Below are 26,953 nucleotides of genomic sequence, written 5' to 3' on the forward strand. Positions count from 1 at the left end.
GAACCCGGCCACGATCCACCGCACACCGCCTGGGGGCGAGACCCGGGCACCCCGCCCCCCGGCCCGTACGGCGGCGTCCCGCACACTGGTGGCCCGCACCCGTACGAGCGAGGCGAGCCATGGCTTTGCAGATCAGCGCCACCAACCCCGAACACCCCGCGCTCCTCCTAGAGCTGCCGTGGCACCTGCCGCTGGAGGAGTGGCCGGAGAAGTACCTCGTACCGCTGCCACGCGGCATCTCCCGGCACGTGGTGCGCTACGCGCGCGCCGGGGCGGACGTGGTCGCGGTCAAGGAGCTCGCCGAGCGGCCGGCGGTACGCGAGTACGACCAGCTCCGCACGCTCGACCGGCTCGGGATACCCGCGGTCGACCCCCTCGCCGTCGTCACCGGCCGCGTCGGGGCCGACGGGGAGCCGCTGGAGCCGGTCCTCATCACCCGGCACCTCAACGGCTCGCTGCCCTACCGCTCGATGTTCGAGACCACGATGCGCCCGTCCACGGTGCACCGGCTGATGGACGCCCTCGCCGTCCTGCTCGTCCGACTGCACCTGGTCGGCTTCGCGTGGGGCGACTGCTCGCTCTCCAACACCCTGTTCCGCCGCGACGCGGGTGCCTATGCCGCCTACCTCGTGGACGCGGAGACCGGGGAGACCCACGAGCGGCTCAGCGACGGTCAGCGGGAGTACGACATCGACCTCGCCCGCGTCAACATCAGCGGAGAGATGCTCGACTTGGAGGCTGCCGGCGCGCTGCACCCCTCCGTGGACCCGATCGCGTTCGGCGCCGAGATCAGCCGCCGGTACGCGGGGCTGTGGAAGGAGCTGACCCGGACCTCCGTCTACCCGGCGGGCAAGTACCACTACATCGAGCGCCGGGTGCGCCGGCTCAACGAGATGGGCTTCGACGTCGCCGAGATGCAGATCGTCAACTCCCCGGACGGTGACACGGTCACCTTCGTCCCGAAGGTCGTCGACGCCGGACACCACCAGCGCCAGCTGCTCCGGCTGACCGGACTGGACACGGAGGAGAACCAGGCCCGCCGCCTCCTCAACGACCTGGAGAGCTGGATGGCCACCCAGGAGGACTACGCTCCCGGCGATCCGCTCGGGGCGCGCACCGAGGTCCTCGCGCACCGGTGGGTCCGCGACCAGTTCCGGCCCACGGTCCGCGCCGTCCCCCTCACCCTGCGGGGCTCCATGGACCCGGCCGAGCTCTACCACGAGCTGCTGGAGCACCGGTGGTTCCTCTCCGAGCGGGCCATGCGCGACATCGGCCTGGAGACGGCGGTGGAGGACTACACCGCCACCAGGCTCCCCCTGGCCGAGCCTGCCGCGGAGGCGGAGACCGGCGAGGAGTGAGCGCTGCGGAGTGAAAGCCGCGGAGTGGAGTCCGGGAAGCGACCGGCGAGGGCGGTCGGCGGTGGCCGCTCCCGATCCCGCCGAGATGCGTCCGTTCGGTTCAGCTGGTTCGCTGGAGGCGTCGGATGTCCAGCGGACGAGGAGTGGTGATGAGCGGAGCGGACGAACCCGCCAAGCTGGCCCAGCAGATGCGGGACAAGGCGCGGCAGCTGAGTGAGGCGGCCGAGAGCGCGAAGGACCCCGAGGAGCGGCAGCGCCTCACCGCCAAGGCCAGCAAGATGCGCGCCCGGAGCGAACAGCAGTCCGGGATGAGCAGCGGGGACATCTACCCGCAGCTGTAGGACGACGGCCCGCGACCTCCCCCGGCACCGGATCCGGTGCCGGGGGAGAGGCGTGTCCGCAGGTGACCGGGGTGCGCGGAGGCTGTTCCCCCGTCCGCCCCCGCACACGGGGGCGGACGGAGCGCGCGGAGGTCCGGAGCGGGTACGCCCGGCCACCCCCTGGCCGGCTGGAGGGGCGCGGCCCCCGCGCGCTCGTCGGCGTGACGGGTAGGGGGCCGCCGTCTGCGCGGCCTCCCCTGCCGGCGCGGTCCTGGGAGGGCGGGGATCCCTGTTGACGGGGGTCGTCACCTGGGTGCTCGACCTGGCGGGCCGGGGCAAGCCCAGTGGCCCCCGGCCGCCGGAGGAGTGGAGCCGGCGGGTACGGGACACCAGGGCCCGCGCGGGGCACCCGGAGTGCCTCGGCTGCCGGGCGGCCGGACGGACGGGCCGCCCAGGGCCGTTCCCGCGCGGGAAGCAGCCCCGGTGACCTGCTGAGACGCCGGGGCGGCCGGGCGGTGGAAGCCCGGCGCGCCGGGCCGTCGCAGACAATTCCCGGCAGCCGCCACGGGGCCCCTGTTATCGTGGACGGCACGTGATCAGCGAGGTGATCGCCGATGAAGGAGAGCAGCTGTGAAGGGTGACGACGACATCTCCGGGTGACACCCGAAGGTGATCGGCCGACGGCCGCGCGTTCTCGCGCTGTTGCCGTGGCCCCCGTTGTCGTACCCCTCATCCCTGTTCGCCGCCGGGCGGCCGCCGTCGACGCGCGCCCGCATCACGTCACCAGGACCCTCCATGTCCACCTCGTTCCTCACCTGTTCCCACCTCTCCTTCTCCTGGCCGGACGGCACCCCCGTCTTCCAGGACCTCTCCTTCACCGTCGGCGCCGGCCGCACCGGGCTCGTCGCGCCCAACGGGGCGGGCAAGAGCACCCTGTTGAAGCTGATCGCCGGCGAGTACCGCCCTGCCGGGGGCTCCGTCTCCGTGCGCGGCACGCTCGGCCACCTCCCGCAGGACCTGCCGCTCACCGGCGGCCTCACCGTCGCCGACGTGCTCGGCGTCGCCCCGGTGATCCGCGCGCTCGACGCCGTCGAATCCGGTGACACGAGCGAGGAGCTCTACACCCTGATCGGCGACGACTGGGACATCGAGGATCGCACCCGGGCCCAGTTGGACCGGCTCGGGCTCGGGGAGGTCGCGCTGACGCGGTGTCTGGACACCCTCAGCGGGGGCCAGATCGTCTCCCTGGGGATCGCGGCGCAACTGCTGAAGCGCCCCGACGTCCTCCTCCTGGACGAACCGACCAACAACCTGGACCGCGAAGCGCGCCAGAAGCTCTACGCCGTGATCGAGGAAGGGAACGGCTGTCTCCTCGTGGTCAGCCACGACCGGGAGCTGCTCGACCGGATGGACCGCATCGCCGAGCTCGAACGGGGCGAACTCCGTCTCTACGGAGGCAACTTCACTGCCTACGAGGAGATGGTGCGGGCCGGGCAGGAGGTCGCCGAGAGAGACGTCCGCAACGCCGAGCAGGAGGTCAAGCGCGAGAAGCGGGAGATGCAGCAGGCACGCGAACGCGCGCAGCGCCGTTCGAGCAACGCCGCCCGCACCATCAAGAGCGCCGGCCTGCCCAAGATCGTGGCAGGCGCCCTGAAACGCAGTGCCCAGGAGTCGGCGGCCAAGGCCGACGGTACGCACGCCGCACGCGTCGGCGACGCCCGGGCACGGCTCGACGAGGCGGGCCGCGCCCTCCGCGACGAGCAGCGCATCACGCTGGAACTCCCCGGGACCCGGGTCCCCGCCGGACGCACCGTCTTCCTCGGTGAGGGCATTCGGGTCCGCCACGACGACCAAGACCTCTTCGCCGGCGACGGCCTGGACCTGGAGATCCGAGGACCCGAGCGGATCGCGCTCACCGGACCCAACGGCGCCGGCAAATCCACCCTGCTGCGGGTCGTCCAGGGCGAGCGGCCCCAGACACCGGGGAGCGGGACCGTGCGGCGGGCCGAGGGCCGCATCGCGTACCTCTCCCAGCGACTGGACCTGCTCGACACCGGCCGCACGGTCGCCGAGAACTTCGCCGCGTTCGCCCCCGCGCTGCCGGAGGCGGAGCGGATGACCCTGCTCGCCCGCTTCCTCTTCCGGGGACCGCGCGCGCACCTGCCGGTGCCGGCGCTCTCCGGCGGGGAACTGCTCCGGGCCACCCTCGCCTGCGTCCTCTACGCCGAACCCGCGCCGCAGCTCCTGCTTCTCGACGAACCCACCAACAACCTCGACCTGGTCAGCATCGGCCAGTTGGAGAGCGCCCTCCACGCCTACCAGGGAGCCTTCGTGGTCGTCAGCCACGACGAGCGCTTCCTGGCGGAGATCGGGGTGAACCGGCGGCTGCGCCTGGCCGACGGACGGCTCACGGAGGCGCCCGCGCCCGGCGACGCCTGACACCCGGCGTACTCCCGCCCGCCCGAGGCCCCTGCCCGGCGGGCACCACGACCGACCGGACCAGGTGATCCCCCATGGACCGACCCGCCCTGCTCGCCCACGACCTCGTCCGCACCCTCCGAGGGCGCCGGGTGCTCGACGGCGTCTCCCTCACCGTCGCCCCCGGCCGCCGCATCGGGCTGATCGGCGAGAACGGCGCCGGGAAATCCACCCTGCTGAGGATCCTCGCGGGGGTGGACGAACCCGACTCAGGCACCGTCGTCCGCCCCGCCGGCCTCGGCTTCCTCCATCAGGAGATGCCGTACGACGGGGGAGCGACCCTCGCCGACGTACTCGACGACGCCCTCGGCGAGGCCCGCGCGGATCTCGCCGCGCTGGACCGGCTCGCCCGCGAGATCGCCGCCGTGCCCGAGGACGCGCCCGGCCACGGCGAGCTTCTCGCCCGGTACGCGGCCTGTCTGGAGCGGGCCGAGGAGCGCGAGTCCTGGGACGCCGAGCGGCGTGCCGGGCTCGTCCTCGACGGCCTCGGCATCGGAGGACTCGCCCACGGGCGCACCCTCGGCTCCCTGTCCGGCGGGCAGCGGGGCCGGCTCGCCCTCGCGGGGCTGCTCGTCCGCCGGCCCACCGCACTCCTCCTCGACGAACCCACCAACCACCTCGACGACGAGGCCACCGCGTTCCTGGAGCGGCGGCTGTGCGAGATGCCCGGAGCCGTCGTCGTGGCGGGCCACGACCGGGCCTTCCTCGACGCCGTCTGCACGGACGTGATCGACCTCGATCCGGCCGTCAGGGGGCCGGTGCACTACGGCGGCGGCTATACCGCCTACCAGGACCAGCGGCGGGCCGCCCGGGAGAGCTGGCAGCGCCGCCACGAGGAGGAGGAGAAGGAGCTGGCCGCCCTGCGGGGCGCGGTGGAGGTCACGGCGCACCGGGTCGCCCCGGACCGGGGGCCGCGCGACAACGAGAAGATGGGCTACGGCCACTCCGGCGGCCGGGTCCAGCACCAGATCGCCCGGCGGGTGCGCAACGCCGCCCGCAGGCTGGACGAACTCCAGCGGCGCCGGGTCCCCGCACCGCCGGAGCCGCTGCGCTTCCGTACCCCCGAGCCCGCTCCCGTCCCACCCGCCACCGAGCCCGCCGACGACACCCCGCTGCTCTCCCTCCGGGAGATCCGGGTGCCCGGCCGTCTCGCGCTGGACCGTCTGGATCTGCGCGCCGGCCACCGCCTCCTGGTGACCGGCCCGAACGGCGCGGGCAAGTCGACACTGCTCGCGGTGGTGGCGGGCACCCTTCCGGCTCCCTGCGGCCGGGTGCGGCGCAAGGAAGGGCTCCGGACCGGACTGCTGGCCCAGGACACGGTGTTCGAGCAGCCCGACCGCACCGTCGCCCAGACGTACGCCCTCGCGCTCGGCGAGGAACGCGCCGAGCGCGTCCCGCTCGCCTCCCTCGGGCTTCTGGCCGCACGGGACCTCGACAGCAGGGTCGGCGAACTGTCGGCGGGTCAGCGCCGCCGGCTGGCGCTCGCCCTGCTCGTCGCGGATCCGCCGGACCTGCTGCTGCTCGACGAGCCGACCAACCACCTCTCGCCCCGGCTCGCCGACGAGCTGGAAGAGGCTCTGGGCACCGGGCCCGGGACCGTCGTGGTCGCCAGCCACGACCGGTGGCTGCGTTCCCGGTGGCCGGGCACCGAGCTGCGTCTGGCGGCCCCGGCGGGGCCCGGACGTGAGAAGGACCGCGTTCGCCCGTGACGGAAACCGGACGCCAGTACGGGAGGGAGGGGGCGGGATCGGGTACACATCGTAGTGATCGTCCGCCCCTGGGCGGTGGGCCGGTCCGGACGTACGGACCGGTCACCACCCATGAACGAGGAGAACCGATGGTGCACGCACGGGCCGGCAAACCGGCACAGTCCGACGACCTGGTCGACGTGGCGCGGCTGGTGACGGCCTACTACGCCCTCCACCCCGATCCGGCCGAACCCGGCCAGCGGGTGGCCTTCGGCACCTCCGGGCACCGCGGTTCCGCGCTCGCGACCGCGTTCAACGAGGACCACATCGCCGCCACCACCCAGGCGATCTGCGAGTACCGCGCACGGCAGGGCACCGACGGACCGCTCTTCCTCGGCGCCGACACCCACGCCCTGTCGGAGCCGGCGCGGGTCACCGCCCTGGAGGTGCTCGCCGCCAACGGCGCCACCGTCCTCATCGACTCCGAGGACGGCTACACCCCGACGCCGGCGGTCTCGCACGCCATCCTGACGTACAACCGGGGCCGTACGGACGGTCTGGCGGACGGGATCGTCGTCACCCCCTCGCACAACCCGCCCGCCGACGGCGGCTTCAAGTACAACCCGCCGAACGGTGGTCCGGCCGGCTCGGACGCCACGTCGTGGATCCAGGACCGCGCCAACGAGCTCGTCGCGGGAGGGCTCAAGGAAGTGCGCCGCATCCCGTACGCCCGTGCGCTGGCCGCCGGGACGACCGGGCGCCACGACTTCCTGGGCGGGTACGTCGACGACCTGCCGTCCGTGCTGAACCTGGACGCGGTCCGCGACGCGGGCCTCAGGATCGGCGCCGACCCGCTCGGCGGCGCGTCCGTCGGCTACTGGGGCCGCATCGCCGAACGTCACCGCATCGACCTCACCGTGGTCAACCCGCTCGCCGATCCGACCTGGCGCTTCATGACGCTGGACTGGGACGGCAAGATCCGGATGGACTGCTCGTCGCCGTACGCCATGGCCTCGCTCATCGCGCAGCGCGACGCCTACGCCATCTCCACCGGCAACGACGCCGACGCCGACCGGCACGGCATCGTCACGCCGGACGGCGGGCTGATGAACCCGAACCACTACCTCGCGGTCGCCATCCAGTACCTCTACACCCATCGCGACGGCTGGCCCGCCGGGACCGGCATCGGCAAGACGCTGGTCTCCTCCTCGATGATCGACCGGGTCGCCGCCGACCTCGGCCGCCCGCTGGTGGAGGTCCCGGTCGGCTTCAAGTGGTTCGTGGACGGCCTCTTCGACGGCAGCCTCGGCTTCGGCGGCGAGGAGTCGGCGGGCGCGTCGTTCCTGCGGCGCGACGGCCAGGTGTGGACCACCGACAAGGACGGCATCCTGCTCGCCCTGCTGGCCTCCGAGATCACCGCCGTCACGGGCTCCACCCCGTCGCAGCGCTACGCCGAACTCGCCACCCGCTTCGGCGATCCCGCCTACGCCCGCATCGACGCCCCGGCCACCCGCGAGGAGAAGGCGGTCCTCGCCAAGCTCTCGCCCGAGCAGGTCACGGCCGACTCCCTGGCGGGCGAGGCGATCACCGCCGTCCTCACCGAGGCCCCGGGCAACGGCGCGGCCATCGGCGGCCTCAAGGTCTGCACCGACAGCGCCTGGTTCGCCGCCCGCCCCTCCGGCACGGAGGACGTCTACAAGGTGTACGCGGAGAGCTTCCAGGGTCCCGACCACCTGAGCCGGGTCCAGGACGAGGCCCGCGCCCTCGTCTCGACGGTCCTGGGCGCCGCGGGCTGACCACCCGCCGTACCCGTGCGGCCGGTCCCGGAGCCCTGGGACCGGCCGCACCCGTCTGCCGCGGGGGTGGACGGTGCGCGGGGCCGGGCGGTCGTTCAGCGGCGCGGGCGCACCCGGGTGAGCAGGTCCGCGCCGTCCGTGCCCGCCCCGGACTTGTCCACGACGTAGGCGGTGCCGTCCTCGGAGATCCGCACGTGGTTGGGGAGAGCGGCGGTGGTGACCGTCGCGAGGACGGTGCCCGCCCGCGGGTCGACGACCGAGACGTTCCCGGCCAGCCGGTTGACGACCAGCACCCGACCGGAACGCGGCTGCACCGCGAGGGACTTCGCGCCCTCCCCGGTGGTCACGGTCCTGGTCACGGCTCCGGCGCGCAGGTCGACGACCGAGACGGTGCCCGCGGTCTGGTCGGCGGTGTAGGCGGTGCGGCCGTCGGCCGAGAGCGCGACGGAGAGCGGCCCCGCGCCGGTCGGCACGAACCGCGGGGCGTCGGACCCCCGGGTGACCTCGATGATCCGGCCGTGGGTGTGGTCGGCGGCGTACACCGTCCCGGTCCGCTCGTTCACCGCGAGCCCGGTCGGCCCCGCGCCCTCCACGGTGACGCGCCGGATCTCCCGGTAGGTACGGCTGTCGTAGGCGACGAGGGTGCCGTCGCCGTACCCACTGGCCCACACGGTGTCGTGCCGCTCGTCGACGACGACCTCGCGGGAGTGCGCGACTCCCGGAAGGGTCGCCAGGTGCTCACCGGTCCGCTGGCTGTAGACGGCGACGGAATCGCTCCGGGTGTTCGTGACCCAGACGGTGTTGTGCTCGTCGTCCACATCGATGCCGTACACGGCCTCCACCACCCCGGTCGCGTCCGGGGGAGGCGTGTAGGCGGCGAGCACCCGCAGCGTGTCCGGATCCGCCTTGACCAGGGTGGAGCCGGACACCGGGGCCGGCGGCTGCCCCAGGGCGGCCGTCGCCCAGAGCACGTCGTTCCGCTCGGAGTACGCGGACTGGTACAGCCCCGGCACCAGCGGGGCCGACACGACGGCCGGGGCGCCCGGAAGACGTGCGGCGACCGGGTGCGGTGGGCTGTCCGCGACGGCTGTGCCGGTCAGCGCGAGGGAACCGCAGGCGGCCAGGGCCACGGTGCCCGCGACGACGCTGCGGGCACGGCGATGGAGCGAGAACATGATGGGCCGATCTCCCTGAGGGGTCCGAGGAGCGGCCGGGTGACGGGGCGGCACACCCGTATGACAGGACCTCACACGTCGTACGCCCCTCCGTGGCGCCCCGGCTCACGTAAAAGTGAGGCAAGCCTAAGCTAAATTTTCAGTCAAAGGCAATGGCGCCGAGGTAGGGAGCCGCGCCCCTCGTCACCCGCGGACTCCCGCGAACGGACCGTCGCCGGTGAAGGCCAGCGCGGCGAAACGCTCACCCATCAGCCGGTGGGTCGCGGCATCGGGGTGCAACTGGTCGGGGAGCGGCAACTCCTCGGCGTCGGCGGGGCCGTAGAGCGCGCGGCCGTCGAGGTGGTGCAGGTGCGGGTCGTCGCCGGACCGCTGTGCGACGATCCGGGCCAGCTCGTCCCGCACGACGGTCAGCGTCAGCTTTCCGCCCGGGATCTCCGCCGCGTCGCCCATGGCGACGAACCGCAGCTGACCGGTGCTCAGCCGGGAGAGGTCCGGCGCGCTCGGACCGGGGGTGTCCTCGTGGATCGGGCAGAGGATCGGCGAGACCAGCAGGATCGGCGTGCTGGGGTGGCCCTCGCGGATCGTGTCCAGGAAGCCGTGGACGGCGGGGGTGAAGGCGCGCAGACGCATCGCATCGGTGTTGACCAGGTTGATGCCGATCTTGAGGCTGATCAGATCGGCCGGCGTGTCCCGGACGGCGCGCGCGGTGAAGGGATCGAGCAGGGCGCTGCCCGCCAGGCCCAGGTTGATCAGTTCCGCCCCGCCGAGGCGCGCGGCGAGCGCCGGCCAGATCTCGCTGGGGCGCGCGGCGTCGGAGCCGTGACTGATCGAGCTGCCGTGGTGCAGCCACACCGGGCGGCCCCGGTCCGGGGCCGCCTCGACCGGGGCGTCGGTGCGCAGGGCGACGAGCTCGGTGGTCTCGTTGTGCGGGAGCCAGATCTCGACGTCCTTGGCACCCTCGGGCAGGTCGGCGAAGCGGATCGTCGCGACCTGCCCCGGCCGGTGTTCGGCGGATCCGGTGGCCATGTCGATGATCACCGTATTGCCGGTGGGGGCGGTGGCCCGGCCGGCCGGCCGTCCGTCGACGAACAGGTCGTACACACCGTCCGGACGCGGCGGCGCACCCGCGTACGCCCTCTTGGTGGGCAGGGTGTCCAGCTCCAGGACGGTGGCGGCCGTACGGAAGGCCAGCCGGACGCCCGAGGGCTGGGACTCGGCCGAGGCCAGCTGGGCGTCGGCGTACTGGGCCCGGGCCCAGGCGGGCAGCCGGTGCGGGAGCACGCCCCGCTCGGTCCGCTCGAGGTCGAGTGCGCCCCGCAGGAGTCCTGCGGTGAGCGGCGTGGTGATCCAGCGGTGCGGTCTCTGCGGTGCGATGCTCAAGTCTCTCAGCCTGTCGGTCGGGTGCCGATGTGCGTACGGGGGGAACGGCGCCGGGTGCCGGGTCACGGGGCGGCCCAGTTCCTCAGGAGCGCGTCGAGGCGGTCCAGCGCCCAGGTCCAGCTCTCCTGCGAGTCCGGGGCCGAGTGGCTGAAGCCCCCGGCCATCTCCAGGGTGACGTAGCCGTGGAAGACACTGCCCAGCAGGCGGACGGCGTGCGTCTGGTCCGGCTCCGCCAGGTCGTATCCCCGCAGGATCGCCCGTGTCATCCGGGCGTGCCGGGGCCCGGCGCTCGCCGCCGCCGTCTCCGGGTCGAGCCTGAGCTGCGCCGCCGCGTAGCGGCCGGGGTGCTCCCGCGCGTAGTCGCGGTAGACGTCGGCGAACGCGGTCAGCGCGTCCCGTCCGGCGCGCCCCGCCAGGGCGGCGGCGACCCGGTCGGCCATCTCCTCCAGGGCGAGGAGGGCGATCCGCACCCTCAGCTCCTGGGAGTTCCGGAGGTGGGAGTAGAGGCTCGCGACCTTGACGTCGAACTGCCGGGCGAGCGCCGAGAGGGTCACCTCATCGAAGCCGACGCTGTCGGCGAGGTCCGCTCCCGCGTGGACCAGGCGCTCCGTCGTGAGTCCCGCGCGTGCCATGGTCTCTCCTGGATGTCCCTGAACGAGATAATCATTTGCCTATAGCCTTTAGGCAAATTACCATATCGCTTATGCATCCGCTGACTGAGCAAGAGATCCGTGCCGCCTTCGTGAACTGCACCAAAGGGGAGGCGAAGCGCCTGGCGGTCCCGCGCGACCTCGCGGACCGCGACTGGGCGGACCTGGACTTCCTCGGCTGGCGCGACCCCCAGGCGCCCGGCCGCGCCTACCTCGTCACGAGGACGCCGGACGGCCCGAAGGGCATCGTGCTGCGCTGCCCCGGCTCGGTGGCAGGCCGGCAGCGGCGGAGCATGTGCTCGATGTGCCTGACCACCCACACGGGCGGTGTCTCTCTGATGGTCGCGCCGAAGGCGGGGAAGGCCGGACAGCAGGGCAACTCGGTGGGCGCCTACCTCTGCAGCGACCTCTCCTGCTCCCTGTACGTCCGGGGCAAGAAGGACGCGGGCGCCAGTGCCAGGATGCAGGAGTCGCTCACCCTGGAGGAGAAGATCCAGCGGACCGTGGCGAACGTCGCCGCGTTCCTCGACGGCGTGACGGCGTGACGGCGTGACGGCGTGACGACAAAAGGGCGCGGCCCCGTCGCGGGGCGCGGGTGCGATCAGGCGCCCGGCGCGGCCTGCCGGGCGACGCCGCGGGCCCACAGCACCAGGGGCACCTGGAGGGGTACCCGGGCGTAGGCGATGCCGCGCAGTGCGGCCGGGCGGTGGCGCCAGTCGACCGCCATCTTCACGTTGCCGGGCAGGACGCCGACGAAGAACGCGGCCGTTCCGAGGGCAGCGGCGCGGCGGGTGCGCGGGACGAGGATCCCTGCCGCCAGGGCGAGTTCGACGCCGGCACTCGCATACGTCCACGTGCGGGGGCTGCCCGGCAGCGCACGCGGGACGAGCGAGTCGAAGGGGCGCGGCACCGCGAGGTGCAGGGCTCCCGCGCCGGCCAGCAGACCGGCCAGCGCGACGGCGGAACGGTGGGTCATGGGTGGGTGCCTCCTGGTGGGGGAGCGGGTTCCTCGGATCCTAGGCCCTTGCGGGCGCGGCCCGGTGCCGCTGCTCGTCGAGCACCTCCTGTGCTCCCCGGCCGACGGGATCTCATGTCCGGTCCGACGGGGAAGCGGGGACGGCCCCGGCGCGAGGCCGCCGCGCTCCGTGCGGCGTCCTGCGCCCGCTCACGCGCCCGGAACCGTCCGGTGCACCTCGCGGAGGAAGGCCGCGTTGTCGGGCGTACGGCGGACCTTGTCCAGGACGGCTTCGAGCGCAGACCGGCCGTCCCTGCCGTGCAGTGCGCGCCGCAGACCGCGTACCGCTGTCAACTCCGCCTCCGGGACCAGTAGTTCCTCCCGCCGCGTACCGGAGGCGACGATGTCGATCGCGGGGAAGAGCCGCCGGTCGGCCAGGGAGCGGTCCAGCCGGAGTTCCATGTTGCCGGTGCCCTTGAGCTCCTCGAAGAAGAAGTCGTCCGCCCGGGAACCCGTCTCCACCAGCGCTGTCGCGAGGATGGTCAGCGACCCGCCCTCCTCGGTCAGTCGCGCCGCGCCGAACAGCTTCTTGGGGCCGCTGAGCGCCGAAGCGTCGACGCCGCCGCTGAGGGTGCGTCCGCCTGGACCCGCCGCGTTGTTGTGCGCCCGGCAGAGCCGCGTGAGGGAGTCAAGGAGGATGACGACGTCCTGCCCCTGCTCGACGAGGCGTTTGGCCCGTTCCACGGCGAGTCCGGCCAGCGCGATGTGTTCCTTCGCCGGCCGGTCGAAGGTGGAGGCGAGGACGTCGCCCCGTACGGATCGCCGCATGTCCGTCACCTCTTCGGGGCGTTCGTCGAGCAGCACCACCATCAGGTGGCACTCCGGGTGGTTCGTCGCGACGGCGGCCGCGAGCTGCTGGAGCAGCACCGTCTTACCGGTCTTCGGCGGGGCGACGATCAGTCCTCGCTGTCCCTTGCCCACCGGCGCGACCAGGTCGACGAGGCGGGGAGCGGGCCCTCCGGCCACGGTCTCCAGGCGCAGCCGGTCACGCGGGTGCAGCGGAGTCAGCTCGTGGAAGTGCGGCCGGGCGTGCAGAGCGTGCGGAGGGAGGCCGTTGACGCGCTCGACGACGGTGAGCGTGCCCGGCCGGTCGCACCCTCCCCGCACGAAGTCGCCTCTGCGCAGGCCGTGTCGGCGGATCAGGGCGGACGGGACCCGGACGTCGCCGGGAGCGGGATGCCCCTGCGTACCGCGCAGCAGACCGTGTCCGCCGTCGGTGGTGTCGAGGACACCGGCGGCGACGGGGGAGTGCTGGGCGGTCGCTGGGCGTTCGAGAGTGGTGGTCATGGGGATGTCCTTTCACGGACGGAAGAGAGTGCGGGCCCGGTGCGGGCCTCGGGAAGCGGGGGAACACACGCCTCGGGGTGCGCCCCACGCACCGGCGTCCCGTCGTGCGGCGGAGCATCGTGCGGTCGCACGGATACGGTGACCTGCGACGACGCGCGGTGAGTGCCGCGGCTGGGGGCGGTGCGGGGAGTGAGCTGAATCGCATGCCGGTGACCGGCGGACGCGACAGCGGTGGAGGAACGGCACCGGCGTCCCGACGGGACGAACACGAGTGCTTCTCGGACCATAACACGGCGGAGACACAGCGCGCCGGAGACACAGCACATCGGAGGCACGGGAGGCGGACTTCCTCCGCATGGCTCCGGAGGGCGCAGGCGGAGACCGGCCGGGCGCGGGACGCGTCGGCCGAGGCCGTCCGGTGGAGCCGGACGCCGCTACGCGTCTTCGGACACCGGGCGCGCGTCCGGCGTGGACGCCGTTCCCGTGGCGCGGCCGACACCCACGGCCGGAGCGAGGAAGATCGCCACGGTGACGGCTGCGAGGACGACGGTCATGGCGGCGCGCAGGCCGTAGTGGTCACCGAGGAAGCCCAGGCCGGGCGGCCCGACGAGGAAGGCCACGTACCCGATCATCGCCACGAGGCTGACGCGGGCGGCGGAGTCGGGTCCGGAGTCGCCTGCGGCCGAGAGGGCGAGCGGAAATCCGAGCGATGCTCCCAGTCCCCACAGGACCACCGCCACCCCGGCGAGCAGGGGATTGTCCGCGAAGACGACGACGGCCAGCCCGAGCGCCGCGGACATCGCGCTGGCGCGGACGACCGGAGCGCGGCCGAAGCGGTCGATGAAGAAGCCGCCACCGAAGCGGCCGAGGGTCATGGCTGCCGCGAAGCCGGCGTAGACGGCCGATCCGAGGGCGGGGTCCATGGCGTGCCCGTCGACCATCAGCAACGGCAGCCAGTCGTTGGCCGCGCCCTCCGCCAGGGCCATGGTCAGCACGATCCCGCCGATGAGCAGCAGGCGGCGGTCCTTGTGGACGGCCGGACGCGGCGCTCCCGTCCGGCCGCCGGCCCGCCCGGTGCCGCGGGTCCGGCCGACACCGTGCGGGATGGCCCGCAGGGCGTAGGCGAACATCGAGGCGGTGACCAGGGCGACGGCTCCCAGGTGCCAGTGGGCGGGGAAGCCGACCGCGGTGCACAGGATGCCGAGCGACGCGCCCACCACGGTTCCGAGGCTGAAGAAACCGTGCAGGGTGGGCAGGATCGTGCGGCCGGCCATGCGTTCCACCTCGGCCCCGTCCACGTTGACCGCGACCTCACCGCCTCCCATGCCGGCGCCGAAGACGAAGAGCCCCGCGGTGACGACGGGCGCGGAGGACCACAGGGCCCCGCAGCCGATCACGGCCATGCTGAGGACGACGAGCGCGGTCCCCGCGCCCATGACCGGCCGGGTGCCGAACCGGGCGACCAGCGCTCCCGAGCCGAGGACCCCGAGCATGGAGCCGACCGACAGGCCGAACAGTACGACGCCCATCTGCGCGGTGGACGCCCCCAGCTGGTCGCGGATGTCGGGGGTGCGGGTCACCCAGGAGGAGATCGACAGGCCGGGCATGAAGAAGAAGAGGAACAACGCGGTGCGGCGTCGGCGGGTGGCCAGGTCCATCACTACGGGCTCTATCCAGACATGGGGCGGCGACCGGCGGCGCGCGGCGCTCCGGACAGTGTGTACAAACGTACATGCCCAGGGGAAGAGCGGGGTGGGCCACCCCGGCGCGAGCGCACGGACCGGGGCCGCCCCTGCGGGAGGGGTCCGGCCCCACGGGCCCGGAAGACGTCGACGAGGAGACGGACCGCCGAGGAGGCCGGGCGCCGGACCACCGGAGTGGCCCGGCGCCCCGGGGCCCCGGACCTCTCCGGATCATCCGCCCGCGGAACCGCCCCGGAAGGCCGCGAGGATCTCCTCGGCGGCGAGCGTGGCGGTCACTTCGCCCGCGCGGACCCGCCGTTCCAGCTCAGGCGCCCGTGCCCGTACCTCCGGGTGGGAACGCAGGCTCTCCAGCAGCTCGTCCCGGACCATCGTCCAGGTCCAGTCCACCTGCTGCTCGCTCCGCTTGGCCGCCAGGCGCCCCGTGGAGTCCAGCAGGGTGCGGTGCTGCTCCAGGCTCTGCCAGACCGAGTCGAGGCCGGTCGCCTCACGGGCGCTGCAGGTGAGGACCGGCGGCGTCCACGCGGCGTCGGCGGGGTGCATCAGCCGCAGTGCGCCCGCCAGTTCGCGCGCGGCCGACCTTGCCTCGCGCTCGTGCGGGCCGTCCGCCTTGTTCACCGTGATGACGTCCGCCAGCTCCAGGACGCCCTTCTTGATGCCCTGGAGCTGGTCCCCCGTACGCGCCAGGGTGAGCAGCAGGAAGGTGTCGACCATGCGGGCGACGGCGGTCTCCGACTGGCCGACGCCCACCGTCTCCACGAGCACGACGTCGTAACCCGCCGCCTCCATGACCACCATGGACTCACGGGTCGCCTTCGCCACCCCGCCCAGCGTGCCGGCCGAGGGAGACGGGCGGACGAACGCGTGCGGATCCACGGAGAGCCGCTCCATCCGGGTCTTGTCGCCCAGGATGGAGCCGCCCGTACGGGTGGACGACGGGTCCACGGCGAGCACCGCGACCCGGTGCCCCAGTCCCGTCAGCAAGGTGCCGAGCGCGTCGATGAAGGTCGACTTGCCGACCCCGGGCACGCCGCTGATCCCGATCCGCCGGGCCCGGCCGGCGTGCGGCAGCAGCCTGCTCAGCAACTCCTGCGCGAGGGCCCGGTGGTCGGGGCGGGAGGACTCGACGAGGGTGATGGCGCGCGCGACGAACGCGCGCTTCCCGTCGAGCACCCCCTTCGCATAACTCTCGATGTCGATCGTCGGGGCCATCGGGTCAGCGGCTCACAGCTCGTGGCCGAGCGCCGCACCGAGCCGCCGCACCAGATCGTGAGCGGCGTCCGGGATGACGGTGCCGGGCGGGAAGACCGCCGCCGCACCCGCCCCGTGCAGCGCCTCGACGTCCTGCGGCGGGATCACCCCGCCCACCACGATCATGATGTCCTCGCGCCCCTCGGCCGCCAGCTCCTCCCGCAACGCCGGGACGAGCGTGAGGTGACCGGCGGCCAGCGACGAGACGCCCACGATGTGCACGTCCGCCTCGACCGCCTGCCGCGCCACCTCGGCGGGCGTCTGGAACAGCGGGCCGACGTCCACGTCGAAGCCCAGGTCGGCGAAGGCCGAGGCGATCACCTTCTGACCACGGTCGTGGCCGTCCTGGCCCATCTTCGCCACCAGGATGCGCGGACGGCGGCCCTCCGCCTCTTCGAAGGCGTCGACCAGTGCGCGGGTGCGGTCCACCGACGGGGACTCTCCTGCCTCTTTGCGGTACACCCCGGAGATCGTACGGATCTGCCCGGCGTGCCGGCCGTACACCTTCTCCAGCGCGTCCGAGATCTCGCCCACGGTGGCCATGGCACGGGCCGCGTCCACCGCCAGCGCCAGCAGATTGCCCTCCAGGTCGGGGCCGGGGGAGCGGCCGGCGGCCTCGGTCAGCGCGCGCAGCGCCCCCTGGCACGCGGTCTCGTCCCGGTCCTCCCGCAGCCGCCGCAGCTTTTCGATCTGCTGGGTGCGCACGGAGGAGTTGTCGACCGAGCGGACGTCGATCCTCTCGTCCGTCTCCACGCGGTACTTGTTGACGCCGATGACGGGCTGGCGGCCCGAGTCGATGCGGGCCTGGGTCCGGGCGGCGGCCTCCTCGATCCTCAGCTTGGGAATGCCTGCGTCGATGGCCTTCGCCATGCCCCCGGCCGCCTCCACCTCCTCGATGTGCTGCCAGGCCCGTCGCGCCAGGTCGTGGGTGAGCTTCTCCACGTACGCGCTGCCGCCCCACGGGTCGATGACCCGACCGGTCCCGGACTCCTGCTGGAGGAGGAGCTGTGTGTTGCGGGCGATGCGCGCCGAGAAGTCGGTGGGCAGCGCCAGCGCCTCGTCCAGCGCGTTGGTGTGCAGCGACTGCGTGTGTCCCTGGGTGGCGGCCATCGCCTCCACGCAGGTACGGGTGACGTTGTTGAAGACGTCCTGTGCGGTCAGCGACCACCCCGAGGTCTGCGAATGGGTGCGCAGCGAGAGGGACTTGGGGTTCTTCGGCTCGAACTCCTTGACCAGCTTGGCCCAGAGCAGCCGGGCCGCCCGGAGCTTCGCGATCTCCATGAAGAAGTTCATGCCGATCGCCCAGAAGAACGACAGCCGTGGTGCGAACGCGTCCACGTCCAGACCGGCCTCGCGGCCGGCCCGCAGGTACTCCACCCCGTCCGCGAGGGTGTACGCCAGCTCCAGGTCGGCCGTCGCCCCGGCCTCCTGGATGTGGTAGCCGGAGATGGAGATGGAGTTGTAGCGCGGCATCCTGCGCGAGGTGTACGCGAAGATGTCCGAGATGATCCGCATGGAGGGGCCCGGCGGATAGATGTAGGTGTTGCGGACCATGAACTCCTTGAGGATGTCGTTCTGGATGGTCCCCGCCAGCTTCTCGGGCGGTACGCCCTGTTCCTCGGCGGCCACGATGTACAGCGCCAGTACGGGCAGCACCGCGCCGTTCATCGTCATCGACACCGACATCCGGTCGAGCGGGATGCCGTCGAAGAGCCGGCGCATGTCGAGGATCGAGTCGATCGCCACGCCCGCCATGCCGACGTCACCGCTCACCCGGGGGTGGTCGCTGTCGTACCCCCGGTGGGTGGGCAGGTCGAAGGCGACGGAGAGCCCTTTCTGACCGGCCGCCAGGTTGCGCCGGTAGAACGCGTTGGACTCCTCGGCCGTGGAGAACCCGGCGTACTGACGGATCGTCCAGGGCTGGTTGACGTACATCGTCGGATAGGGGCCGCGCAGGTACGGGGCGATACCCGGGAAGGTGTCGAGGAAGTCGACGCCCTCCAGGTCGCTCTCGGTGTAGAGCGGCTTGACGGTGATGCCTTCGGGGGTCTCCCACAGCAGGTCGTCGACCGAACTGCCGGTCGACTCCTTCACCGCCGCCCGCCACCGGTCTGCCGACGGCGCCGGGGGAGCCTCCCCGTCGAGCGGGAGGGTGGAGAAGTCCGGCACGGGACTCGCGGGGGCCCCGGTCGTGTCGGGGGTCTCGGGGTTCTGCATCACGCCACTCCCAGCCGGTCGAGTTCGAAGGAGAGCACGGTGACGGCGTCGCAGCCGGCGAAGACGTGACCGTCGACACCGTCCACCGTGCCGGGACGGCCGGCGACCAGCACCCGGCCGGCTCCGGCGGCCACGAGCGCCTCGGCCACCTCGGCCGCCTCCTGCTCGTAGACCGCGTCCGAGGAACAGAGGCACGCGAGCCGGGCGCCGGACGCGGCGAAGGCGTCGGCGACCGTCACGGCGTCCACCGTGACCGGGCGGTGGACCGTCTCGATGCCGCCCGCCTGGAAGAGGTTCGCCGCGAAGGAGACCCGGGCGGTGTGCGTCGCGGCCGGGCCGAGAGCGGCCAGGAAGACCTTCGGGCGGGCGCCCGTCGCGGCCAGGTGGGCGTCCGACCGGCTGCGCAGCGCCTCGAAGGCCTCGTCGCGGCGGACCTTCGGCAGCCCGCCGGCCGGAGCCCGCGTGCCCGGTACCGGCTCGCGCTCCAGCGGCCGTTCGTCCAGATGGGGGAACTCGCTGACGCCCGTCACCGGTTCCTCGCGGCGCGCGAGGCCGCGGGAGCGCTTCTCCCAGGTGGCGGCGAGCCGCTCGGCGACCAGGCCCGAGGCGGTGGCGGCCTGCTGACCACCCGCCCGCTCGATCTCCTGGAAGAAGGCCCAGGCCGAGACCGCCAGCTCCTCGGTGAGCCGCTCCACGTACCAGGAGCCACCGGCGGGGTCGACGACCCGGGCCAGGTGGGACTCCTCCATCAGGATGGTGGAGGTGTTCCGGGCGATCCGCCGGGCGAAGGCGTCGGAGAGCCCCAGTGCCTCGTCGAACGGAAGGACGGTCACCGCGTCGGCGCCGCCGACGCCGGCACCCAGGCAGGCCAGCGTGGTGCGGAGCATGTTCACCCACGGGTCGCGCCGCGTCATCATCACCGACGAGGTCACCGCGTGCTGCCGCTGGGCACCCGCGCCGGGCGCGCCGCACGCCTGCGCGACACGCGCCCACAGCCGGCGGGCGGCCCGCAGCTTGGCGATCGTCAGGAACTGGTCGGCGGTCGCCGCGTAACGGAACTCCAGCTGGGCGCAGGCCGCTTCGACGGACACCCCGGCAGCGGTCAGCGCCCGCAGGTACGCCACGCCGGTGGCGAGCGAGAGGCCGAGTTCCTGAGCGGCCCCCCCACCGGCCTCGTGGTACGGCAGCGCGTCCACGCTCAGCGCCCGCAGCCCCGGGTACCGGGCCGCGCACCTCGCGGCCCAGTCGACGGCGGTGGTGAGGTCGGGCGTGGCGCCCGTACGGGCGGACCGGCCCAGCGGATCGATGCCGAGGCCGCCGCGGACGGCTTCCGGGGCGACGCCCCGCTCCCCGTACAGCCGCACCAGCTCCGCCGCCGCGGCCCCCGCGTCGTCGCCGGCGTCGAGGACGAGCGGGGCGAGATCGAGGAGGACCCCGTCGAGCGCCCGCTCCAGCCCGGCGACCGGTACACCGCCCGGGCCGCCGACACCGAGCCACAGCGAGGTGACGCCGTTCTCCAGATCGGCGAGCAGGGCGTCGTTGAGCCGGGCCGGATCGGCGATCAGGTGGCGCTGCCGTACGTCCCAGCCCCCCGCCGCGTTCCCGGCGGGGCCGCCGCCCCTCGTGAAGGGCGCGAACCCGGGCAGGCCGGCCGGGGGCGCGCTGTCGCGGGAGGTGTACAGGGGACGGGTGGTGAGCCCGTCCTCCAGCGTCGTGGACAGGGCTTCCAGAGCGGCCTCACCCGTGACGTCCTTGCCCGACTTCCGCAGCACGCCCTCGACGAGGGTCTGCCACTGGCCGGGGGAGGCGTCAGCGAATTCGGCGGCCAGGGGGAGCCCATCAGCAGGCAGGACCGTCATGCCCAGATGCTAGGACAGTCCGGTGGAGCGCCAGCAGAGGGAGCCGATGTGACCTATCCCTCTCCGGTGCGCGTCCGTGTTCTCACGCAGCGTGTCGGGCCGGGTTCCCGGCGAGGACCGCTGTCCCGTGGCGGTGCGCGTCGGCGTGCCGGACCCGGATTTCCCGCCGAGGCGAACATGTCGGGAGAGCGCCCCGCATGGCGGCACGGACGGTCCCGGAGTGGCGGATCGTGTCGGACGGAGCCGAGGCGTCGGCTCCGTCCGCCGGCCGGTTCACGGCGGCGCCCATCGGCTCCGCCGCGGTGTTCCGCCCACCGGCACACCGGCACCTTCCGTTGTCGAATCATCTCCGCCGTGCGACGTTGATACGGGAATGCGTAGAACGTCGGGAAAGAGGCAGCTCATCGTGCAGACCGCCCGGGCCGTCCCGGCCACCACCGTCGTCAATCTGCGGGATCTGGGCGGCATCGCCCTCGGCCGCGGCCAGCGGGTGCGGCAGGGGATCCTCCTGCGTGCGGGCCAGCTGAGCGAACTGGACCCGGAACACGACATGGCGGTCGCCGCGCTCGGTGTCCGTACCGTCGTCGACCTGCGCACCGCCGACGAGCGTCACTGGGCCCCCGACCGGCTGCCACCCCGAGCCAGGCTCTTCGTCGCCGACGTGCTGGGCGGCAATCCGGGAGTCGCCCCGGCCCGGCTCCGAGCCCTGCTCGCCGATCCGGCGGCGGCGGAAGCCGCCCTGGGCGGCGGAAGGGCCGAAGAGGTGTTCGCCCAGACCTACCGTCAGATGGTCCTCTCTCCGGGCGCGGCGGCCGCCTACCGCGCCTTCCTGGAGACGGCCGCGGACACGGCGGCCCGGCCGGTGCTCTTCCACTGCACGGCGGGGAAGGACCGCACCGGGTGGGCCACCGCGGTCCTGCTGATGATCCTGGGCGCGTCCCGGGAGACCGTACGGGCCGAGTTCCTCGCGGTGAATCCCGCCGTACGCCTCGCCTTCGCCCCCTCCGTGCAGCGCTTCCTGGACGCGGGCGGCGACCCGGCGATCGCGTCCGCCGTCATCGAGGCGCGGCCGCGTTACCTCGAGGTGGCGCTGGACGCCATGGAGGAGCGCTGGGGAGGGCTCGACGGCTACGTACGCAGCGGGCTGAGGCTGCCGGAGCCGGTGGTGCTGCGTCTGCGCGAGGAGCTGACCGCCCCCGTCGGCGTACCGGTGTAGCAACGGGCCCGGGGCGTGGCCGGCCACAGGGCGCGACCGGACGCGTCGACGCCGGCCGTTCCCTCCGGCGCACGCGGGAGCGGCCGGGAGGCACGTGGACGAGGTGTCCGCGTGCCTCCCGGCCGCTCGTGGCGCGAGGCGCCGGAGGTCAGACCGCCAGCAGGCGGTCGGTGAGGTCGCGGTACTGCTGGAGCACGATCCTCAGCTGCTCCGTCCGCTCACCGGTCCGCTCGCCCTTGCCGTCCGTACCCTCCTCCGAGCGCAGCGCGGAGCTCCGCTCGGCGAGCGCCTTGACCAGGCTCTCGGTGACCGCGTCGAAGGTGGCTCCCGCCTCCCGGACCGCGCGCTGCGGGTCCTCGACGAAGTCGCTGACCGCGTGCCGCATCCGCTGCTCCAGCTCGTCGTGGCCGGCGCCCGCGAGCAGGGCCCCGTCACGGTCGTGCCCGGGCGTGGAGGTGGCGGAGGAGTCGCGGCGCGTTCCGGTACCGGCCGAACCGCTGCGGTCCGTGCCCCTCGTCGCGCCGACGGCGCCGGTACGGTCGGCGTTCGCCGTCGCCGAGCGGTCGTCGTGCGCCGAGTCGGTCCTGGCGTCCGTGGCCGTGCGGGTTCCGGTGTTCGTGCTCGTCGCCGTCGCCGTCGTCGTACGGTCCGTACGGTCGGCGCGGTCCGTACCGGGGTCACGGTCGGTACCGAGGTCACGGTCGGTACCGCGGGTGGGGCCGGCACTGGTCGTGGCGGTCTCCGGCACCGTGGTCTTCCGGCCGGTGGTCTCCCGCCCGGTCGTCTCGCGGACCGGGGCCTTCACCCCGTCGGCCGAAGCGGACCCGTCGGTCCCGGGGGTGTGTACCGGCTCGGGGCCGGCGGCGCTCTTCGGGCCCGTGGCCGTGGTGGAGCGCTCGGCGGCCGCCGCCGTGCGCGTCTCGTCGTCCGTGCGGCGGGCGTCTGCCGCCTCGTCGGTCCGCTCGCCGTTCGTGGAGGATCCAAAAGTCATGACGTCACACTTCCCTTCGCGTGGTGCTGCTTGTCCGTACCGGTCCGGTTCTGGCCGGACGACGCCGTCGTCCGGTCGCCCAGCAGCTCGTCGAAGAGTGCGCGGGCCTCGACGAGGTCCTTGCGCAGTTCCTCGGTGCCGCCGGAGCTGTCGCGCGCCGTGTGCACCCGGCGGTAGGCGTCGACGTGTGCGGGGTGGTGGACCGACAGGGCTTCCGCCCGGTCCTCCACGCTGCCCGACTCCGGGAAGCCGCGGTCCCGGGAAAGCCGGGTGAGCAGGTCACCGGCTTCGGCGACCGCCTCCTCGGGAGCGTCGACGAACCGCTCCTGCACCCGGGTCCAGCGGGCGGTGTACTGCTCCCGGGCCTCGGCCGACAGCGGCTGAGCGCTGATCGAACCGTGCCGCTTCACGCGCTCCCCGAGCTCCTGCTCCGCGAGCTTGGTGTCGCCCTGGTGGCGTGCGAGGACCCGGTCGTACTCGGGTCCGAAGCGGCGCTTCAGACCCGCGCCGCCGGTCGCCCGTCCACGCAGGAGGAGATAACCGGCGATCGCAGCGAGGACGACGACGCCGACGATGATCAGTACGGTCGTCATGATCGCGGCTCCCGCCGTTCGCTGTCCGACACGCAGTTCTCTCGCACGGTGGTCAACTCCTCCCGGTCCGGGCGCCGGCCGGTTGATCCGGCCGAGCGGGGTGCGTGAACTCGTGTACCCCCGACCGGCGGTTCGAGACAGCACCGTTTCGACACGTGCGCTCGGTATCGTGGAAAGGACGTGGACGGAGTACGGAAAGAGGTGTGTGCCGTGACCGAACGCAAGCCCCCGTCGGTCCCCTTCGAGTCCTGGGTGGACCGGCAGATCAACGAGGCCGAGCAGCGCGGTGACTTCGCCTCCCTGCCCGGTTTCGGCAAACCGCTCCCCGGGCTGGAACGCGCCTACGACGAGGACTGGTGGATCAAGGACAAGATGCGGCGTGAGGGCCTGTCGGTCCTGCCGCCCGCGCTCGCCCTGCGCAAGGAGGTGGAGGACGTCCGCCGCGCGGTCGCCGGGGCGGTCTCCGAACGCCGGGTGCGGGAGCTCCTCGTGGCGGTCAACGAGAAGATCGACGAGGCCGTACGCATGCCACCGCCGGGCCCGCCGCTCACCGTCGGGCGGTTCGACGTCGAGCGGGCGGTCGAGGAGTGGCGCACGGCCCGGGCCGAAGAAGGGCGCCGGTCCGCCTGACGCGGACACGGTGGCGCCCCGGTCGCCGCGCCGCCGGTCGCGGCGGGCCACGCGGGGTATCTCCGCCTTCCCCGGACTGCAGGACCGGAGCCCGCCGGCATCCACCGGACGACGGTCCGGGCGATACTCGCCCCATGAACGCGAGCGGCGCCGACACCGGTGCGCCCCACATCAGAAGGGCTCTGGCCCGGGACGCCAAGCGTCTGACGCGCCTGGTCAGGACCTCGCGCGCGTACGAGGGCCACTGGGCGCCCATGGTCGAGGGGTACCGCGTGGGGCCCGACTACGTCGAGTCCCACCGGGTCTTCGTCGCGGTGGCCGGGACCGAAGGGCCGGTGCTCGGCTTCTACTCCCTCGTACTCGATCCGGGTGGACGCCGCGGCCTCGGTGAGCTGGACCTCATGTTCGTCTCCGACACCGCCCAGGGCCACGGGGTGGGCCGGCGGCTGGTCGAGCACCTGCGGGAGGAGGCCGCCCGGGCCGGCCTCGACGCCGTACGGGTGGTCGCCCACCCGCCTGCCGAGGGCTTCTACCGCCGCGTCGGCGCCGAACGCACCGGTACGGTCGCCGCCACGCCCCCGTACGTCATGTGGGACCGGCCCGAACTGATGCTCCCCATCGTCTGAGCCGCCTCCGCCCGGGAAGTGGTCCCGGGGTGGCCCATGAAGCGTCCAACGGCCCGTCGGCCCGCACGTGACCGCGAATCCGCACCACCGGACGGAGTGTCCGCGTCGGAGGAGTCGCTCTTCGGCGGACCGCTCCGCTACGACATGGGGTTCAGCGAGCACGACGACGCGTTCCTCCGGCTCGGTCGGCCGGGGAGTGGTCCAGGCTGTCGCCCTGGTCGCCGTCAACGCCGTTCTCGCCCGTCTGCTGGAGAGCGGTGACACCGCCGACCGGCTCCGCGCCGCCGCACCCGCGCTCGGGGTGGTGGCCCTCGCCGCGCTGGCCGGAGCGCTGTTGCGGGCCGCTTCCACCGCCGGGACGGGACGCCTCGAACCGAAGGTCGAGCGCGTCGCCACCGAGCGCTATCTCGCCCGCACCGCCGAGGTGGAGCTGGAGGCGGCCCCTACAACCCCGAGGGTGGCGCCGGGGCGCAGGGCAAAGCCGGGTTCGAGACGTGGTGCGCTGTCAAGGACCTCACGGTTACGGTCGTCGGGTCACCGTCCGGCTCGCGGAGAGAAGGTCCACGAGCGGGTGAACCTCCGCCCGGTCAAGGACGGGCGTACGAACCGTTGAGCAAGGTGCCCTGTACGGCAGGGAGAGTGAGGGCGCATGAATCAGGCCGGGATCGGAGGGCCTTCCAGTTTCCTGGGTCCGCGAGACAGCCCACGAGGCCGCCGTTCGCTCAGCTCTGCGAGGTGGCCGGGACGCGGGAGATCAAGCCCCGCCCACCACCGGCGCCCGCTCGGCGCGGTCTCCATACCGATATCGCGAATCCCGAGTGCTGCCAGGGCACGCATGTGTTCGGCGTCCCGGAGCGCCTGACCGTCGTCGCTCGGCAGCATGTTCTGCCGGTGGCTGAGCGCCAGGAGCATCACCCGGTCGTGGTCTTCGTCGTCGGCCAGGTGCAGCGAGACGCGCCGACCGCCGTCCCGCGCCGCCGAGCGCAGCAGGAGCTCGACGGCATGCTGGACCTGGTCATCCTTCGGCCGGTAGCCCCATTGGTGCAGTGCCGCGGCGACCTCCCGGCCCACGCGGGCGGCGGCGCCAGGGCTCGGGGTGACAGCCCAGTTCCGTACGGACCGCCCGCGGATCGTGACCGGAGCGGGCACAGGGGCAGTCTGCAGGTCCGGCGGTGGAGGCTGGAGGGGCCGCTTGGGCGGCGGCAGAGTCTTCGGCGGGTAGTCGGGACGGTGTGGTGACACAGCAGCCTCCCGGCGAGTACGGAGGCACCAATCGTAGGGCGGCCATCCCGGGCCAGGGCCTGCTTTGGCCAACTCGGGCGGCCCGGGCCCGGCTTGCACCAGGATGCCTGGCCACCATTCGTGAGGGCCTTTCTCCACGCACGGGTGCGCCCCTGGAGCGCGGGGAAGGGTTGGTGGTGGTCAGGGCCTGCTGCGGGCCCACCGCGTAGACGGCCGACCGGCCGGAACGCGGGGAGGAGGTATTCGTTGATCCCGGTTCCCTTCACACGGGACCATCGCCGGGTGAACGTCTCGCCCTCAATGGCGTGGGGGCCGCAGAAAGGGCTGGAGAGCCTGCCGTGTTCGTCGAGGAGGTGGACGCGGGCGCTGAGGGTCCAGTGCACTCGGCGCCAGTTGCGGAGCCGCGCGGGCGCCGTGCCCGACGAGCTCGGCGGCGGGGGAGCGGTGAAGTGGACCACCCGGACACCACGGAGCGCGCCGAGGCGGGCCCGCCACGAGGCGGTATTGGGCCAGCTCCTCGCCTCGGCCGCGCTGGCAGGCGCGGCGGACCCTCTACGAAACCCGGGGGCTCGACAGTGTCAGGAGCCTGCGAATGTGTCAGCGCCGACGACGGTCAGCAGAGCGAGCTTGTCGTGGCTGTCCGTGCCGGGTGTGGCGGTGAAAATGAGCAGGGACTGTCCCTGGTCAGGGTCGAGCAGTGTCTGACAGTACAAATCGATGCGTCCGATCTGAGGATGGACGAAGCGTTTGGCGCTGCTCCACCGCAATCCCACTTCGTGGCGGTTCCAGAGCTCAGCGAATTCCTCGTTGTGTTGCAGGGCGGCCACGAGCAGCGCGGCTGAGGACCCAGGCCCTTGCGCGGTGGCGCCGGCGCGCAGGGTGGCGACATGGACGCGGCTGTGCTGATGGTGGTCTTCGGGCAGGTAACGATGGCGGGCGAGAGGGTCGGTGAACCACCGGTAGAGGGCGCTGCGTGCCGGGCCGGTGTGGTGCGTTTCGTTGCCGAGCAGGGCTACGGCGGGCGGCGTTTGCTGCAGCGTTTCACCGACCGGGCCCACGATCTGTGCCGGGGTGTCCTGGAGCCGGTCCATGACGCGCAGCAGGCCGGGACTGATGTGTGCTTCGCGCAGGTGCCGTGTCTGGAGCCGGTGACCGCACAGCAGGAACAGGTGGTCGCGTTCGTCCGGGGTCAGGCGCAGGCCCCGGGCGATGGCCGCCGCCATCTGCTGCGACGGCTGGGAGCCGCTACCGCGTTCCAAGCGGGCCAGATAGTCGGCTGACATGTCGCACAGTTCGGCGACCTCCTCCCGGCGCAGCCCGATCGTGCGCCGTCGCATACCGCGGCGCAGCCCGACGTCCTCGGGTTGCAGGGACGCCCGGCGTCCGCGCAGGAAGTGGGCCAGACCCTCACCGTCCAGTGCCGTGTCCGCCATGTGCCCCCACCTCGTATGCCGCGTGTCTCCACCTGATTGTCCGGCAGG

Annotated in this window: 22 protein-coding genes and 2 pseudogenes; 11 read left to right on the forward strand and 13 right to left on the reverse strand. The window is 73.1% G+C overall.

The genetic code is table 11. From position 1 onward, the window contains the following. The first annotated feature begins 119 nt into the window (after window positions 1–119). The 6 genes and pseudogenes from PZB77_RS29625 (at window position 120) to pgm (ending at window position 7,640) form a co-directional block, all read left to right on the forward strand. Window positions 120–1,358 (forward strand): DUF4032 domain-containing protein, encoded by a 1,239-nt coding sequence (locus PZB77_RS29625; RefSeq protein ID WP_275495696.1) that lies wholly within the window; start codon window positions 120–122, stop codon window positions 1,356–1,358. Window positions 1,359–1,507: 149 nt separating this feature from the next. Then, window positions 1,508–1,699, forward strand: a complete 192-nt coding sequence (locus tag PZB77_RS29630; protein WP_275496277.1) for a DUF6381 family protein — start codon at window positions 1,508–1,510, stop codon at window positions 1,697–1,699. Window positions 1,700–1,967: 268 nt separating this feature from the next. Beyond that, window positions 1,968–2,165: pseudogene (locus PZB77_RS31315) on the forward strand (HGxxPAAW family protein); the annotation flags it as partial. Between the two features lie 308 nt (window positions 2,166–2,473). Next, the gene (locus PZB77_RS29635) at window positions 2,474–4,117 is read left to right on the forward strand and encodes an ABC-F family ATP-binding cassette domain-containing protein (RefSeq protein ID WP_275495697.1); all 1,644 of its coding nucleotides are present in this window, start codon (window positions 2,474–2,476) and stop codon (window positions 4,115–4,117) included. A gap of 74 nt (window positions 4,118–4,191) precedes the next feature. Next, complete coding sequence (locus PZB77_RS29640) at window positions 4,192–5,865, forward strand: ABC-F family ATP-binding cassette domain-containing protein (RefSeq protein ID WP_275495698.1); 1,674 nt, start codon at window positions 4,192–4,194, stop codon at window positions 5,863–5,865. A 128-nt stretch (window positions 5,866–5,993) separates the two neighbouring features. Further along, on the forward strand, window positions 5,994–7,640 hold the full coding sequence (gene pgm / locus PZB77_RS29645) for a phosphoglucomutase (alpha-D-glucose-1,6-bisphosphate-dependent) (RefSeq protein WP_275495699.1): 1,647 nt from the start codon (window positions 5,994–5,996) through the stop codon (window positions 7,638–7,640). Between the two features lie 95 nt (window positions 7,641–7,735). Here the strand turns inward: pgm and PZB77_RS29650 are convergent, their stop codons facing one another. The 3 genes from PZB77_RS29650 to PZB77_RS29660 form a co-directional block, all read right to left on the reverse strand. Beyond that, complete coding sequence (locus tag PZB77_RS29650) at window positions 7,736–8,815, reverse strand: YncE family protein (RefSeq protein WP_275495700.1); 1,080 nt, start codon at window positions 8,813–8,815, stop codon at window positions 7,736–7,738. Between the two features lie 183 nt (window positions 8,816–8,998). Continuing rightward, on the reverse strand, window positions 8,999–10,195 hold the full coding sequence (locus PZB77_RS29655) for an SGNH/GDSL hydrolase family protein (protein ID WP_275495701.1): 1,197 nt from the start codon (window positions 10,193–10,195) through the stop codon (window positions 8,999–9,001). A 62-nt stretch (window positions 10,196–10,257) separates the two neighbouring features. Continuing rightward, complete coding sequence (locus tag PZB77_RS29660; protein WP_275495702.1) at window positions 10,258–10,827, reverse strand: TetR/AcrR family transcriptional regulator; 570 nt, start codon at window positions 10,825–10,827, stop codon at window positions 10,258–10,260. Between the two features lie 71 nt (window positions 10,828–10,898). Here PZB77_RS29660 and PZB77_RS29665 point away from each other — a divergent pair, with 71 nt between their 5' ends. Continuing rightward, complete coding sequence (locus tag PZB77_RS29665) at window positions 10,899–11,390, forward strand: FBP domain-containing protein (RefSeq protein ID WP_275495703.1); 492 nt, start codon at window positions 10,899–10,901, stop codon at window positions 11,388–11,390. Between the two features lie 56 nt (window positions 11,391–11,446). Here the strand turns inward: PZB77_RS29665 and PZB77_RS29670 are convergent, their stop codons facing one another. From PZB77_RS29670 to PZB77_RS29695, 6 genes are all read right to left on the reverse strand, one after another. Then, entirely contained in the window at window positions 11,447–11,821 is a 375-nt protein-coding gene (locus PZB77_RS29670) for a hypothetical protein (RefSeq protein ID WP_275495704.1), read from the reverse strand. 189 nt (window positions 11,822–12,010) lie between these two features. Continuing rightward, window positions 12,011–13,147: a transcription termination factor Rho gene (rho, locus tag PZB77_RS29675; RefSeq protein ID WP_275495705.1), complete on the reverse strand. Its 1,137-nt coding sequence runs from the start codon at window positions 13,145–13,147 to the stop codon at window positions 12,011–12,013. Between the two features lie 434 nt (window positions 13,148–13,581). After that, entirely contained in the window at window positions 13,582–14,805 is a 1,224-nt protein-coding gene (locus PZB77_RS29680) for an MFS transporter (protein WP_275495706.1), read from the reverse strand. Window positions 14,806–15,060: 255 nt separating this feature from the next. Continuing rightward, complete coding sequence (gene meaB, locus PZB77_RS29685; protein ID WP_275495707.1) at window positions 15,061–16,059, reverse strand: methylmalonyl Co-A mutase-associated GTPase MeaB; 999 nt, start codon at window positions 16,057–16,059, stop codon at window positions 15,061–15,063. A gap of 12 nt (window positions 16,060–16,071) precedes the next feature. After that, on the reverse strand, window positions 16,072–18,315 hold the full coding sequence (gene scpA / locus PZB77_RS29690) for a methylmalonyl-CoA mutase (protein ID WP_275495708.1): 2,244 nt from the start codon (window positions 18,313–18,315) through the stop codon (window positions 16,072–16,074). Continuing rightward, complete coding sequence (locus PZB77_RS29695; RefSeq protein ID WP_275495709.1) at window positions 18,315–20,174, reverse strand: methylmalonyl-CoA mutase family protein; 1,860 nt, start codon at window positions 20,172–20,174, stop codon at window positions 18,315–18,317. The genes scpA and PZB77_RS29695 overlap by 1 nt, the downstream gene beginning before the upstream one ends. Window positions 20,175–20,580: 406 nt before the next feature. Between PZB77_RS29695 and PZB77_RS29700 the strand changes: the two genes are divergently transcribed. After that, window positions 20,581–21,390, forward strand: coding sequence for a tyrosine-protein phosphatase (locus PZB77_RS29700; RefSeq protein WP_275495710.1), 810 nt, complete (start codon window positions 20,581–20,583; stop codon window positions 21,388–21,390). A 148-nt stretch (window positions 21,391–21,538) separates the two neighbouring features. Here PZB77_RS29700 and PZB77_RS29705 read toward each other — a convergent pair whose 3' ends face one another. Further along, on the reverse strand, window positions 21,539–22,381 hold the full coding sequence (locus PZB77_RS29705) for a hypothetical protein (RefSeq protein WP_275495711.1): 843 nt from the start codon (window positions 22,379–22,381) through the stop codon (window positions 21,539–21,541). After that, window positions 22,378–22,974, reverse strand: a complete 597-nt coding sequence (locus PZB77_RS29710; RefSeq protein ID WP_275495712.1) for a hypothetical protein — start codon at window positions 22,972–22,974, stop codon at window positions 22,378–22,380. The genes PZB77_RS29705 and PZB77_RS29710 overlap by 4 nt, the downstream gene beginning before the upstream one ends. Window positions 22,975–23,184: 210 nt before the next feature. Between PZB77_RS29710 and PZB77_RS29715 the strand changes: the two genes are divergently transcribed. The 3 genes and pseudogenes from PZB77_RS29715 to PZB77_RS29725 all read left to right on the forward strand — a co-directional run. Then, window positions 23,185–23,604 carry a DUF1992 domain-containing protein gene (locus PZB77_RS29715; protein ID WP_275495713.1) on the forward strand — a complete coding sequence of 140 codons (420 nt, stop codon included), beginning with the start codon at window positions 23,185–23,187 and terminating at the stop codon, window positions 23,602–23,604. Between the two features lie 134 nt (window positions 23,605–23,738). After that, on the forward strand, window positions 23,739–24,230 hold the full coding sequence (locus tag PZB77_RS29720) for a GNAT family N-acetyltransferase (protein ID WP_275495714.1): 492 nt from the start codon (window positions 23,739–23,741) through the stop codon (window positions 24,228–24,230). A gap of 36 nt (window positions 24,231–24,266) precedes the next feature. Further along, window positions 24,267–24,669: pseudogene (locus PZB77_RS29725) on the forward strand (ABC transporter ATP-binding protein); the annotation flags it as partial. 215 nt (window positions 24,670–24,884) lie between these two features. Here PZB77_RS29725 and PZB77_RS29730 read toward each other — a convergent pair. Then, on the reverse strand, window positions 24,885–25,379 hold the full coding sequence (locus PZB77_RS29730; protein ID WP_275495715.1) for a hypothetical protein: 495 nt from the start codon (window positions 25,377–25,379) through the stop codon (window positions 24,885–24,887). Window positions 25,380–26,050: 671 nt separating this feature from the next. Beyond that, the gene (locus PZB77_RS29735) at window positions 26,051–26,905 is read right to left on the reverse strand and encodes a helix-turn-helix transcriptional regulator (protein ID WP_275495716.1); all 855 of its coding nucleotides are present in this window, start codon (window positions 26,903–26,905) and stop codon (window positions 26,051–26,053) included. Window positions 26,906–26,953: the final 48 nt, after the last annotated feature.

The organism is Streptomyces sp. AM 2-1-1, assembly GCF_029167645.1.
In the GTDB taxonomy this organism is placed as follows: Bacteria; Actinomycetota; Actinomycetes; order Streptomycetales; family Streptomycetaceae; genus Streptomyces.

Excerpts from the sequence above, each read along its gene's own strand:
- PZB77_RS29695 (WP_275495709.1), bottom strand. The coding sequence starts at position 20,174 with ATGACGGTCCTGCCTGCTGATGGGCTCCCCCTGGCCGCCGAATTCGCT.
- PZB77_RS29660 (WP_275495702.1), bottom strand. The coding sequence starts at position 10,827 with ATGGCACGCGCGGGACTCACGACGGAGCGCCTGGTCCACGCGGGAGCG.
- PZB77_RS29650 (WP_275495700.1), bottom strand. The coding sequence starts at position 8,815 with ATGTTCTCGCTCCATCGCCGTGCCCGCAGCGTCGTCGCGGGCACCGTG.
- PZB77_RS29720 (WP_275495714.1), top strand. The coding sequence starts at position 23,739 with ATGAACGCGAGCGGCGCCGACACCGGTGCGCCCCACATCAGAAGGGCT.
- PZB77_RS29635 (WP_275495697.1), top strand. The coding sequence starts at position 2,474 with ATGTCCACCTCGTTCCTCACCTGTTCCCACCTCTCCTTCTCCTGGCCG.
- rho (WP_275495705.1), bottom strand. The coding sequence starts at position 13,147 with ATGACCACCACTCTCGAACGCCCAGCGACCGCCCAGCACTCCCCCGTC.
- PZB77_RS29735 (WP_275495716.1), bottom strand. The coding sequence starts at position 26,905 with ATGGCGGACACGGCACTGGACGGTGAGGGTCTGGCCCACTTCCTGCGC.
- PZB77_RS29640 (WP_275495698.1), top strand. The coding sequence starts at position 4,192 with ATGGACCGACCCGCCCTGCTCGCCCACGACCTCGTCCGCACCCTCCGA.
- meaB (WP_275495707.1), bottom strand. The coding sequence starts at position 16,059 with ATGGCCCCGACGATCGACATCGAGAGTTATGCGAAGGGGGTGCTCGAC.
- PZB77_RS29705 (WP_275495711.1), bottom strand. The coding sequence starts at position 22,381 with ATGACTTTTGGATCCTCCACGAACGGCGAGCGGACCGACGAGGCGGCA.
- pgm (WP_275495699.1), top strand. The coding sequence starts at position 5,994 with ATGGTGCACGCACGGGCCGGCAAACCGGCACAGTCCGACGACCTGGTC.
- PZB77_RS29670 (WP_275495704.1), bottom strand. The coding sequence starts at position 11,821 with ATGACCCACCGTTCCGCCGTCGCGCTGGCCGGTCTGCTGGCCGGCGCG.
- PZB77_RS29680 (WP_275495706.1), bottom strand. The coding sequence starts at position 14,805 with ATGGACCTGGCCACCCGCCGACGCCGCACCGCGTTGTTCCTCTTCTTC.
- PZB77_RS29625 (WP_275495696.1), top strand. The coding sequence starts at position 120 with ATGGCTTTGCAGATCAGCGCCACCAACCCCGAACACCCCGCGCTCCTC.
- PZB77_RS29630 (WP_275496277.1), top strand. The coding sequence starts at position 1,508 with ATGAGCGGAGCGGACGAACCCGCCAAGCTGGCCCAGCAGATGCGGGAC.
- PZB77_RS29665 (WP_275495703.1), top strand. The coding sequence starts at position 10,899 with ATGCATCCGCTGACTGAGCAAGAGATCCGTGCCGCCTTCGTGAACTGC.
- scpA (WP_275495708.1), bottom strand. The coding sequence starts at position 18,315 with ATGCAGAACCCCGAGACCCCCGACACGACCGGGGCCCCCGCGAGTCCC.
- PZB77_RS29710 (WP_275495712.1), bottom strand. The coding sequence starts at position 22,974 with ATGACGACCGTACTGATCATCGTCGGCGTCGTCGTCCTCGCTGCGATC.